Annotated in this window: 11 protein-coding genes; 10 read left to right on the top strand and 1 reads right to left on the bottom strand. The window is 63.0% G+C overall.

Annotated elements, in window-relative coordinates:
* Positions 1 to 55: 55 nt before the first annotated feature.
* Positions 56 to 538 carry a sigma-70 family RNA polymerase sigma factor gene (locus GIW28_RS21710; protein ID WP_017136268.1) on the bottom strand — a complete coding sequence of 161 codons (483 nt, stop codon included), beginning with the start codon at positions 536 to 538 and terminating at the stop codon, positions 56 to 58.
* 257 nt (positions 539 to 795) lie between these two features.
* Between GIW28_RS21710 and GIW28_RS21705 the strand changes: the two genes are divergently transcribed.
* The 10 genes from GIW28_RS21705 (at position 796) to GIW28_RS21660 (ending at position 11,892) form a co-directional block, all read left to right on the top strand.
* Positions 796 to 1,968, top strand: coding sequence for an efflux RND transporter periplasmic adaptor subunit (locus tag GIW28_RS21705; protein WP_236447973.1), 1,173 nt, complete (start codon positions 796 to 798; stop codon positions 1,966 to 1,968).
* The gene (locus tag GIW28_RS21700) at positions 1,958 to 3,943 is read left to right on the top strand and encodes a MacB family efflux pump subunit (protein ID WP_169988122.1); all 1,986 of its coding nucleotides are present in this window, start codon (positions 1,958 to 1,960) and stop codon (positions 3,941 to 3,943) included. Before GIW28_RS21705 ends, GIW28_RS21700 begins: the two co-directional genes overlap by 11 nt.
* Positions 3,936 to 5,339 (top strand): efflux transporter outer membrane subunit, encoded by a 1,404-nt coding sequence (locus GIW28_RS21695; RefSeq protein WP_169988120.1) that lies wholly within the window; start codon positions 3,936 to 3,938, stop codon positions 5,337 to 5,339. The genes GIW28_RS21700 and GIW28_RS21695 overlap by 8 nt, the downstream gene beginning before the upstream one ends.
* A 100-nt stretch (positions 5,340 to 5,439) precedes the next feature.
* Positions 5,440 to 6,198: an alpha/beta fold hydrolase gene (locus GIW28_RS21690; protein ID WP_017136272.1), complete on the top strand. Its 759-nt coding sequence runs from the start codon at positions 5,440 to 5,442 to the stop codon at positions 6,196 to 6,198.
* A gap of 109 nt (positions 6,199 to 6,307) precedes the next feature.
* Positions 6,308 to 7,075 (top strand): FadR/GntR family transcriptional regulator, encoded by a 768-nt coding sequence (locus GIW28_RS21685; protein WP_017136273.1) that lies wholly within the window; start codon positions 6,308 to 6,310, stop codon positions 7,073 to 7,075.
* A 243-nt stretch (positions 7,076 to 7,318) separates the two neighbouring features.
* Positions 7,319 to 8,521, top strand: a complete 1,203-nt coding sequence (locus tag GIW28_RS21680; RefSeq protein WP_236447286.1) for an ABC transporter substrate-binding protein — start codon at positions 7,319 to 7,321, stop codon at positions 8,519 to 8,521.
* Positions 8,522 to 8,578: 57 nt separating this feature from the next.
* On the top strand, positions 8,579 to 9,439 hold the full coding sequence (locus GIW28_RS21675) for a branched-chain amino acid ABC transporter permease (RefSeq protein WP_017136275.1): 861 nt from the start codon (positions 8,579 to 8,581) through the stop codon (positions 9,437 to 9,439).
* 1 nt (position 9,440) lies between these two features.
* Positions 9,441 to 10,451: a branched-chain amino acid ABC transporter permease gene (locus GIW28_RS21670; RefSeq protein WP_236447287.1), complete on the top strand. Its 1,011-nt coding sequence runs from the start codon at positions 9,441 to 9,443 to the stop codon at positions 10,449 to 10,451.
* Entirely contained in the window at positions 10,448 to 11,197 is a 750-nt protein-coding gene (locus GIW28_RS21665) for an ABC transporter ATP-binding protein (RefSeq protein ID WP_017136277.1), read from the top strand. Before GIW28_RS21670 ends, GIW28_RS21665 begins: the two co-directional genes overlap by 4 nt.
* Positions 11,197 to 11,892, top strand: coding sequence for an ABC transporter ATP-binding protein (locus tag GIW28_RS21660; protein ID WP_017136278.1), 696 nt, complete (start codon positions 11,197 to 11,199; stop codon positions 11,890 to 11,892). Before GIW28_RS21665 ends, GIW28_RS21660 begins: the two co-directional genes overlap by 1 nt.
* Positions 11,893 to 11,901: the final 9 nt, after the last annotated feature.

Below are 11,901 nucleotides of genomic sequence, written 5' to 3'. Positions count from 1 at the left end.
GGCCATGTGTTGATAGGAAACGAGGACAATGAAATAAAATTTAACTGATCTGTGATCAGTGCGCGTCCCACTCACGCATGCGCACCCGGCAATGCTTCATGGCGTTGACGATATGTTTTTCCACCAGGCTGCGGGAAATGCTCAGGCGCTCGGCGATCTGCGGGTGAGAAAGGCCGTCGAGCTTGCGCAGCAGGAAGCTGTCGCGGCAGGCGCTGGGCAGCTCGGCCAGGGCACGTTCGAGCAGGGCCAGGCGCTGGGCCTGATCGTGGCTGGCGTGGGGCGAACTGGTGGCGAAGCGTTCTTCGCTGTCCAGCACCTCCAGCGGCTCGGACTGGCGCAAGGCATTGCGCCGATGGCCGTCGATCACCAGGTTCAGCGCAGTACGGTACAAAAACGCGCGCGGCTGTTCGATCGGCGTGTCGCTGGCGCGCTCCAGTACTCGCACGTAGGCGTCATGCACCACATCTTCGGCCACCTGACGGTTGCCCAGCTTGGCGTTGAGGAAACACACCAGCTCGCGATAGTAGTTTTCCAACATGACTCCCGACCGTCTGGGGGGACGGCATCAGTTCCTTGAGTGCTTACGAAGACAGGCCATGGATGATGGCAGTTTGAGTGCGTGCAATTTATAGTAATTCTCATCTACTTTTAAAGAAGTCTTGCATCAACCGTCGATTTTTTTATTCGACAGAGCTGTTACTACCTATGTAAGCGCCTAAATCGTCGGGCAATTTTCTCGTATAACTGTCAGCCCTCCGCTAACTGCGGTCCACACTTCCCGGCTGGAACCAACGCATGAAACGCCCTCGCCCCGCCCGACGCGCCCTGCTGGTTGTCGCGTGCCTGATTCCCATCGTTGCCCTGGCGGCCTGGCAGATACTGCCGCCGGGCCGCGACAGCCTCGCCACTGTCACCGTCACTCGCGGCAATATCGAAAACAGCGTCACGGCGCTGGGCACCCTGCAACCACGCCGGTATGTCGATGTGGGCGCACAGGCATCCGGGCAGATCCGCAAGATCCATGTCGAGGCCGGTGACCAGGTCAAAGAAGGCCAGTTGCTGGTCGAAATCGACCCGGCCACGCAGCAGGCCAAGCTCGATGCCAGCCGCTATGCCATCGACAACCTCAAGGCCCAGTTGCAGGAACAGACCGCCCAGCACCAACTGGCGCGCCAGAAGTACCAGCGCCAGCAACGCCTGGTGGCCGGCAACGCCACCCGCGAAGAAGACGTGCAAACCGCCAAGGCCGAGCTGAGTGCCACCCAGGCACGGGTCGACATGTTTCAGGCGCAGATCCGCCAGGCCCAGGCCAGCCTGCGCAGCGACGAGGCCGAATTGGGCTATACACGCATCTTCGCGCCGATGAGCGGCACGGTGGTGGCGGTGGATGCGCGGGTCGGCCAGACCCTCAACGCCCAGCAGCAGACCCCGTTGATCCTGCGTATCGCCAAGTTGTCGCCGATGACCGTATGGGCCGAGGTCTCCGAAGCCGACATCGGCCACGTCAAACCCGGCATGACTGCTTATTTCACCACGCTCAGCGGCGGCGGCCGGCGCTGGACCAGTACCGTGCGCCAGATCCTGCCGATCCCGCCCAAGCCCCTGAATGAAACCAGCCAGGGCAACGGCAGCCCCAGCAGCACCAGCAAAAGCGGGAGCGGCCGCGTGGTGCTCTACACCGTGCTGCTGGATGTGGACAACGCCGACAATGCCCTGATGGCCGAAATGACCACCCAAGTTTTTTTCGTCGCCAGCCAGGTCAAGGATGTGCTCACCGTGCCGGTTGCGGCCTTGCTCGGCAGCCACGGCAGCGATAAACAGACCGCCCACGTCGTGGCCAAAAACGGCTCAATCGAAGAACGCGACGTGCGCCTGGGCATCAGTGACCGTTTGCGCGTCGAAGTGTTGGACGGCCTCAGCGAGGGCGACCACGTGTTGATCGGCCCAGCCGACGGCAATGGGGGTTGAGTTGACCACGCCGCTGATCGAACTCAAGAACATCCGCAAATCCTACGGCGGCGGTGACAGCCCGCAGGTCGACGTGTTGCGCGGCATCGACCTGTCGATCCACGCCGGGGAGTTCGTCGCCATTGTCGGCGCATCCGGCTCCGGCAAGTCCACGCTGATGAATATCCTCGGCTGTCTCGACCGCCCTTCCGAGGGCGACTACCTGTTCGCCGGCGAAAACGTCGCGCACCTGGGCAGCGACGAACTGGCCTGGCTGCGCCGCGAGGCCTTTGGGTTTGTGTTCCAGGGCTACCACCTGATTCCGTCCGGTTCGGCCCAGGAAAACGTCGAGATGCCGGCGATCTATGCCGGCATCAGCGCCACCGAGCGGCATGCCCGCGCCAAGGCCCTGCTCACGCGCCTGGGCCTGGCCGACCGCACCGCCAACCGCCCGCACCAACTCTCCGGCGGCCAGCAGCAACGGGTGTCGATCGCCCGCGCCCTGATGAACGGCGGGCATATCATCCTCGCCGACGAACCCACCGGCGCCCTCGACAGCCACAGCGGCGCCGAGGTGATGACGCTGCTGGACGAACTGGCGAGCCAGGGCCATGTGGTGATCCTGATTACCCACGACCGCGAAGTCGCGGCGCGGGCCAACCGCATCATCGAGATTCGTGACGGCCAGATCATCAGCGACTCGGCACACAGTGACACCCATGTACCGGCCATGGCCAACAGCGACGCGCTGCAAGCCGTCGACCTGCGCCAGCGCCTGGCCGACGGTGCCGAGCACAACGGTGCCTGGAAAGCCGAACTGCTCGATGCGGTCCGCGCGGCCTGGCGAGTGATGTGGATCAATCGTTTTCGCACCGCGCTGACGCTGCTGGGGATCGTGATTGGCGTGGCGTCCGTGGTGGTGATGCTGGCCGTCGGCGAAGGCAGCAAGCGCCAGGTGATGGCGCAGATGGGCGCGTTCGGCTCCAATATCATTTACCTCAGCGGCTCCTCGCCCAACCCGCGCACGCCGCCGGGTATCGTGACCCTCAACGATGTCGCGGCACTGGCGATGTTGCCCCAGGTCAAGCGCATCATGCCGGTCAACGGCAACGACGCGGGGGTTCGCTTTGGCAACCTGGATTACCTGGCCTATGTGGGTGGCAACGACGTCAACTTCCCCGAGATTTTCAACTGGCCGGTGGTCGAGGGCAGCTATTTCACCCAGGAAGACGAGCGCGCCGGCGCCACCGTCGCGGTCATCGGCCACCGTATCCGCGAAAAGCTGTTCAAAAACGTCGCCAGCCCGATCGGCCAATACATCCTGATCGAAAACGTGCCTTTCCAGGTCATCGGCGTCCTCGCCGAAAAAGGCTCCGCCTCCGGCAATAAAGACAGCGATGACCGGGTCGCCATCCCGTATACCGCCGCCAGCGTGCGCCTGTTCGGCACTTATAACCCCGAATACGTGGCGATTGCCGCCGCCGATGCGCGCAAGGTCCATGAGGCTGAAATGGCCATTGATCAACTGATGCTCAAGCTGCACAACGGTAAACGTGACTACCAGTTGACCAACAACGCCGCGATGATCCAGGCCGAAGCCCGCACGGCCAACACGCTGTCGCTGATGCTCGGTTCGATTGCGGCGATTTCCCTGCTGGTGGGCGGGATCGGTGTAATGAACATCATGCTGATGACCGTGCGTGAACGCACCCGCGAAATCGGCATTCGCATGGCCACCGGCGCGCGCCAGCGCGACATCCTGCGCCAGTTCCTAACCGAGGCGGTGATGCTCTCGGTGGTTGGCGGCCTGTTCGGCATCGCCCTCGCGCTGCTGGTGGGCGGCGTGCTGGTACTGGCCGAGGTGGCGGTGCAATTTTCCCTGGTGGCGGTGTTTGGCGCGTTTGGCTGTGCGCTGGTCACCGGTGTCGTATTCGGCTTTATGCCGGCCCGTAAAGCTGCCCGGCTCGATCCGGTTAAGGCGTTGACCAGTGAATAAACGATCTTCCCTGCTGGGCGTGTGCCTGTTGCTCAACGCCTGTACCGGCAACCCGCCGAGCGTCGACAGCGGCCTCGCGCCGCCGCCCGCCTGGCAGTACGCCGAACGCGATGCCACGCAGGCGACCAACCAACGCTGGTGGACACACTTCGGCAGCCCGCCGCTCAACCGCCTGATCGACCAGGCGCGACGCGACAGTTATGACGTGGCCGCCGCCATGGCACGCGTGCGCCAGGCCCAGGCGAGTGCGGTAATTGCCGGGGCGCCGTTGTTACCTGAGGTCAAGTTCAACCTCACCGCCAGCCGTGAAAAACTGCTGCGCGGCAGTGGCAATGCCTCGTTGGACGCCACCGACAGCAACAAGACCGTCGACAGTTTCGGTGCCAACCTCTCAGCCAGCTATGAACTGGACTTCTGGGGCGGCCGCGTTGCCGCCCGCGACAGCGCCCTGCAAAGCCTGCGCGCCAGTGAGTTCGACCAGGCCACCGTGGAGCTGACCCTGCTCAGCAACGTCGCCGACCGCTACGCGCAAACCCTCGCCGCGCAGCAACGCCAGCAGATCGCCGAGCTGAACCTGGCCAATGCGCGCAACGTGCTGGACCTGGTGCAAACCCGCTACAGCGCAGGCTCCGCCACCGCCCTGGAGCTGGCCCAACAGAAAAGCCTGGTGGCCGGCCAACAACGGCAATTGCCGCTGATTGCGCAAGTGGCCGAAGAATCGCGGATCACCCTCGCCGCCCTGCTCGGTCAACCCGTACAAGCCCTGGACCTGGGCACCGAGCCGTTCCAGGCGCTGACCTGGCCAACCATTGGCCCGGGCGTGCCGAGCCAATTGCTCAGTCGTCGCCCCGACCTGGCCCGCGCCGAGGCGCAACTGGCGGCGGCCAGTGCCGACGTCACGGTGGCACGCGCAGCGATGCTGCCCAGCGTAACCTTGGGCGCGACAGTTGGCTCCGGTGCCTATAAGGCCGAAGACATCCTGCGCAGCCCGTTCTACAACCTGACCTCGGGGCTGGTCGCGCCGATCTTCAACAATGGCCGATTAAGCGCCGAGCGCGACAAGGCTCGCGCCCGCCAGGATGAACTGCTGCAAACCTATCGCGGTGCGATCATCAACGGCTTTGCCGATGTGGAGAAAGCCCTCAGCAGCATCACGCGCCTGGACCAGCAACGCCAATGGCAGGCCGAGGAGCTGCAACAGGCCCAGGCCGCCTTCCAGATCTCCGAGAGCCGCTACCAGGCAGGCGCCGAGGACTTGCTGACGGTGCTGGAAACCCAACGCACCTTGTATGCGGCCCAAGACTCGAACGTGCAACTGCGGCTGTCGCGTCTGCAAGCCAGCATTGCCTTGTACAAAGCGCTGGGCGGCGGCTGGGATACGCAGATCCGACAATAAAACTGTAAACTCCTACACAAAGCGTTTATTCGCCCTACATTCTTCGACCCTGGGTCCTTGGTAAAAAAGCCGTCCTCATACGGCAGCCCGGACCCTCCTGATGAAACCCAGCGTTCTGGTAAAAAACCTGGCGTGTATCGGCCTCTGGCTGATCGCCGGCCAGGCGTTGCCCGAGCCGCTGATCGCGCCGACCGCGATTGACTGGCTGCTGGATTGCCCCTTCCCCGCCCAGGAGCGGCCGGACCCCGAAGTGCTGGAACGCACCCAATGCGCCAGTGTGAATGTGCCCCGCGACTATGCCGCGCCCAAACGCGGCAGTGTGCGCCTGGCCCTGACCCGCGTGGGCGCCCGCCAGCCGCTCAGCCGTGAAGGTGTGGTGTTTATCCAGGGTGGCGAGCCGCCAAAGGGCCAAGGCGCAACCTTCGCCCTGCACCTGACCAGCCGTTGGGAGTCCTATGCTACCCAGGCCTATCGCACCTTGACCAACCGCTATGACGTGATCGAACTGAGCCCCCGTGACCTGAGCCAGCCCAGCGGCGTAGAGCAAGCGGCGCGTGATATGGAGTATGTGCGCGCCCAACTCGGCGAGGCCCAGCTCAATTACCTCGGCAACGCGCAGGCCACCCGCCTCGGCAGCCGCTATGCCGCGCTGTTTCCCGAGCGCGTCGCACGCATGGTGCTGGTCAATGCCGAGCAGGCCGAGCCGGTCGCTGCCGGCATCGAGCAATTGCTGCTCAAAGAGCCAGCCCGGCCTGGCACCGCCGCCGGGTGCATTAACCGCTGGGTCGGCGATTTTCTCGTATTCGGCAAACAGCCGCCCGCGTCCACACGCTGCCTAGACCTCGGCAGCTGGGAATAACCCGCGCATTTGCGACCACTTCAGGCCGAAAACGACACCTTGCGTTGACGCTCCGGCTCAATCGTTATTAAGTGCTATTAATCCGCATTAATAGGATCAATAGAACAGCATGCTCAGCCGCCCGCTACGACGCAAACGCCAGAAGCTTTCCGATGTGATTGTCGAGTCGGTCAAACGCTCGATCGTCACCGACGCGCTCAAGCCCGGCGACCGCCTGCCTACCGAGCGCGAGCTGATGGAAAGCTTCCAGTGCTCCAAAGGCTCGGCCCGTGAAGCGCTCAAGGCCCTGGAAGTGGAAGGCCTGGTGAGCACACGCACCGGCCCCAGTGGTGGCGCCTACCTGAACCAGGCCGGCACTGAACCGGCCAGCCGCGCGTTGCGTAACTACCTGCACTTCCAGCACCTGGATGGCGAGCAGGTGTACCAACTGCGCAAGGTCATCGAGGTAGAACTGGCAGTATCGGTGCTGGGTCGTTTGAGCGAAGACGACTATCAAGCCCTGCAAGACAACGTGGATTTTTGCAGCGCACCCGAAGACAGCGAAGCCGGCCAGCGCGAACAGCGCCTGGCGGAACTGGAGTTCCACAACCTGTTGGCCAAGGCCTGCCCCAACCCGCTGCTGAGCTTTATGGCGCAGTTTCTCAACGACCTGTTGCGCGACCTGGTGGTGCTGAAAAAAGCCTACAAGCCCAAGCGCAAACAGTTTGACGCGGCCAACCTGGACTATCACAAGCAGTTGCTGCTGGCCTTTCGCGCCGGTGATGAAACGGCCGTGCGCAACCTGATGCATGAACATATGTGCGACGCCGAACACCACATGACGGCGCTGGAAGGCGAGGTCAGCCCGCACTTTTTGCTGGAGTTTGATCATAGCTGAGGCGCACCCCATCCCAATATGAAAACCCAATCAATGTGGGAGCTGGCTTGCCTGCGATGCGGGCGCCTCGGTGTATCAGTTGAACCTGACTGATGCCATCGCAGGCAAGCCAGCTCCCACACTTGAGCCGGTTCCAACCGTTACACCGTTTCACCCAATTTAATAACAGGCCTGCCCACAGGCCCTTGCTCCACCGTATCGCCCTTGCCGCTCCTGCCAATAACTAAACCAGGGAGTCACCCCATGCAGCGTCGTACGTTGTTGAAAGCCAGTCTTACCGCCGCAGCCGCGCTCAGCCTTCCGCTGAGTGTGCGCTCTGCATTCGCCGCCGAGCCTTTTACCTTTTACGGCCTCAAGTCCATGTCCGGCGCGTTTGCCAGCTATGGCAAGTTTGCCGACATGGGTTCGCGCCTGGCGGTGGAACAGCACCCCGAGTTACTCGGCCGCCCGCTCAACTACAAGGTCATCGACACCGAAGGCAATGCCGGCAAAGCCGTGCGCAAGGTCCAGGAAGCGATCCAGCAGGACGGCGCGCGGTTCTTCCAGGGCTGCACGTTGTCGTCCTCCGCGCTGGCGGTGGCCAAGGAAGTCGACAAAGTCGGCGGCGTGTTCATGACCCCGGTGGGCGCCGATGAAGTCACCGGCAAAGACTGCAACAAGGCGACCTTCCGCTGGTCGGTGCCCACCTACGGCGCGATCCGCGAAACCATGCTGCCGCTGATCAAGCTGCTGCCTGACGCCAAACGCTGGTACACCATCACCCCGCAGTACGTGTTTGGCGAAGCCTTGCTCGAAGGCGCGAAAACCGTGCTCAAAGACAACGGGCTGGAACACGTCGGCAACAGCTACCACTCATTGCAGGAACAGGAGTTCTCCGGCTACCTGACCAACGCCATCGCCGCCAAACCCGATGTGCTGGTACTGCTCAACTTCGGCAGCCAGTCGTCCAACACCCTGCGCCAGGCGGTGAACTTCGGTATCAAGGAGCGCATGAAAGTGCTGCTGGTATGGTCCGCCGGGCTCGACCAGTTCCAGGAACTGGGCAGCGACGTGCTCGAAGGCGTGTACCTCGGCGCCCAGTATTGGCACCAGGTCGACACCCCGCTCAACCGTGAACTGGTCAAGCTCACTCAAGCCAAATACGGCATCAACCCCACCTACCCGCTGGCGGCTGATTACATCAGCACCAAAGTCATGCTGGAAACCATCATCAGCACCGGCAGCTTCGACGGCCCGACCGTGGCCAAAGCCCTGCAAGGCTTGAGCTACGAAGGCCCGACCGGCAAGGAGTCGATCCGCGCCGGCGACCATCAGGTGATCAAGGATTACTACCTGCTGATCGGCAAAGCCACCAGCGACATGGCCGACAAGGACGACCTGGCCAAGGTGCTCAGCGCCGGGCAATCGTTCCCGCCGGTCGAGGCGACGGGCTGCACGCTCGCCTGATCCCCTGAATTGCTTAGCGCAGGGCCGCGCGAGCGGCTGCCTGCCGAGGGTTTCTGCATGCTTAATCTTTACCTGTTCCAGATCCTCAACGGCCTTGGGTTGGGGATGATCTACTTCCTGATCGCGGTCGGGCTGACGATCATTTTCGGCCTGCTCAACTTCGTCAACTTCGCCCACGGCGCGTTCTTTCTGCTGGGTGCGTACATCTGCTACACCGCCGTAAGCCTCACCGGCAACTTCTGGCTGGCGCTGCTGATCGCGCCGCTGGTGGTGGCCGCGCTGGCGTGGGTGATCGAGCGATTATTGATCCAGCGGATTTACCACTTGCCACACATGTTCCAGATTCTGGTGACCCTGGGGATCGCGCTGATCATCCAGGAAGCCAGCGTGATGATCTGGGGCCCGGTGGGCAAAAGCGTCGCCGTGCCGGAACTGCTGCGCGGCGTGCTGGTGGTGGGCGATTTCGTCTACCCCTACTACCGCCTGTTTCTCATCGTGTTTTCCGCGCTGATCGGCCTGGCCTTGTGGCTGCTGCTGGAGCGCACGCGCTTCGGCGCCCTGGTACGCGCCGGCAGTGAAAGCACCGAAACCGTGTCGCTGCTGGGCACCAATATCTTCCGTCTGTTTTCCATGACCTTTGCCCTTGGCGTGGCCCTGGCCGGTGTCGCGGGTGTGCTGTTTGCACCGTTGCGCGGCGCGCAACCCTTTGTCGGCCCGGAGATCCTCGGCGTGGCCTTCGTGGTGGTGGTGATCGGCGGCATGGGTTCGTTCAGCGGCGCGCTGGTCGGCGGTTTACTGGTGGGCGTGGTGCAAAGCCTGATGACCACATTCTGGCCCCAAGGCGCGAGCCTGATGATCTACGGCGCGATGGCCGTGGTGATTCTGGTGCGCCCTTACGGCCTGTTCGGGAGAGCCTGACATGAGCGAGAAAAACCCCCTGCCGTTTGCCAAAACCCAATCCAAAGCCATGTTGCTGTGGGTGCTGGCGGTGCTGATCGGCTTGCCGTTGATTCTACCCTCGGCCACCCTGGCCACCGAGATCCTGATCTTTGCCCTCGCCGCGCTGGCCTGCAACCTGTTGCTGGGCTACACCGGGCTGTTGTCGTTCGGCCAAGGCATCTTCTTTGGTGCCGGTGCGTATTGCGCGGCGCTGCTGATGATCCACTTGCAACTGGGCTTGTTCACCGCGTTGCTCGGCGCCGCCCTTGCCGGCGGTTTCCTGGCGTTTCTGGTCGGTGCGCTGGCAATCCGGCGCACCGGCATTTACTTCGTGATGCTCACATTGGCGTTCAGCCAGATGGCCTACTTCGTCGCCTACACCTTGAGCGACTGGACCGGCGGCGACAACGGCCTGCTCAGCGTGCCGCGCCCGGAGATCCGTCTCGGTGACACCGTGCTGCTGTCGCTGGCCGATGCCCGGGTGTTCTATGGTTTTGTCGCGGTGCTGTTCCTGCTGATCTTTATCGGCGCGCGCCGGGTGATCGCCTCGCCGTTCGGCAGCACCTTGATGGCGATCCGCGAAAACGAAACCCGCGCCTCGGCCATCGGCTATGACACGCGCCACTTCAAGATCCTGGTGTTCGTGCTGTCCGGCGCGGTCACCGGCATCGCCGGGGCGCTGTACGCCATGCTGCTGCACTTTGTGCCGCTGTCGAACATCGACCTGGCGATGTCCGAGAACATCCTGATCATGACCATCGTCGGCGGCACCGGCTCGCTGTTCGGCTCATTGCTGGGCGCAGGCTCCATCGTGCTGTTGGGGGACTTCCTCTCCGACCTGTGGCCACGCTGGCTGATGCTGCTGGGTGTGATCCTGATCTTTGTGGTGATCTTCATGCGCGGCGGCTTGTGGGGCGGCCTCGCATCGTTGTTCGAACGGGTACGCGGCAGCCGCAAGACCCCCGTCGTCGCCAAGGAGGAAGGGCTATGAGCATCCTGCTGGAAACCAAAGACCTGGAACTGGCCTATGGCGCGTTCCATGCGGTCAACGGCGTCAACCTCAAGGTCGAAGCCGGCACCATTCACACCATCATCGGCCCCAACGGCGCGGGCAAGACCAGCCTGTTTCACTGCCTCACCGGCGAGCGCCAGGCCACCGCCGGGGCGATTCATTTTGACGGCAAGAACCTGATACGCAAACCGGCCCACGGCCGTGTGGGCCTGGGCATGGCGCGCTCGTTCCAGCTCACCAGCCTGTTCCAGAACCTCAGCGTGCGCGAAAATCTGCGCCTGGCCGCCCAAGGCCGCGACGGCGCGCGGGCGCTGAACTTCTGGCGCCGCGTCGACAGCAAGCGCGAGCATCTGGAGATGGCCGATCAAGTCCTCGAACGCCTGCAACTGACCCGCCGCGCCGACACCCTGGCGGGTGAGTTGTCCCACGGCCAGCAACGCGTGCTGGAGGTGGGCATGTCGATCTGCTCCAAACCCAAACTGCTGATGCTCGACGAGCCCACGTCGGGCATGGGCATCGATGACATTCCGATCATGACCCAGCTGATCAGCGACCTTGGCCGCGACCACACGGTGCTGTTGATCGAACACAACATGAGCATTGTCATGTCCATCAGCCAACGCATCACCGTGATGAGTCACGGGCAGATCCTGGTGGAGGGTACGCCGGAGTTTGTGCGTGCCGATGAGCGTGTGCGTACGGCTTATCTTGGGGAGGCTGCCTGATGCTGATTGTCGAGAATATCCATTCCTACTATGACAAGAGCCATGTGTTGGAAGGCGTGTCGCTGACCGTCAACCCCGGTGAACTGGTGACGCTGCTGGGCCGCAATGGCGCGGGCAAGACCACCACGCTGCGCAGCATCCTCGGGATTATCTGCCCGCGCCAGGGCCAGATTCACTTCAACGGCCAGGCGTTGGTGGGCCAGAAGATCTTTGAAATCGCCCGTCAGGGCTTGGCGCTGGTGCCGGAGAACCGCGGGATTTTCCGCCTGCTGACGGTCGAGGAAAACCTGCGTATCGCCGTGCGCAAGACCAGCCGCTGGCAACTCGAAGACGTGTACGGCATGTTCCCGCGCCTCAAGGAGCGGCGTAAAAACGCCGGCCACGCGCTGTCCGGCGGCGAGCAACAGATGCTCGCCATCGCCCGTGCGCTGCTCAACGACCCCAAGCTGCTGATCCTCGATGAGCCCACCGAAGGCCTGGCGCCGGTGATCGTTGACGAGCTGGTGAAAATCCTGCGCAAGGTCAAGGACGACGGCCTGCCGGTGTTGCTGGTGGAACAAAACCTGATGGTCTGCGACAAGCTCGCCGACCGCCATTACGTGCTCGAACAGGGCCGCGTCGTATACGAGGGCAGCGCCGCTGACTTCCGCGCCGACCCGACCATCAAGAACCGCTACCTGGCCCTGAGTGCCTGACCGGAGATT

It is taken from the genome of Pseudomonas sp. PA-5-4B (assembly GCF_021606215.1).
In the GTDB taxonomy this organism is placed as follows: Bacteria; Pseudomonadota; Gammaproteobacteria; order Pseudomonadales; family Pseudomonadaceae; genus Aquipseudomonas; species Aquipseudomonas edaphica.
The sequence above is the reverse complement of the archived record's forward strand: the minus strand, read 5'-3'. Positions and strand labels throughout refer to the sequence as shown.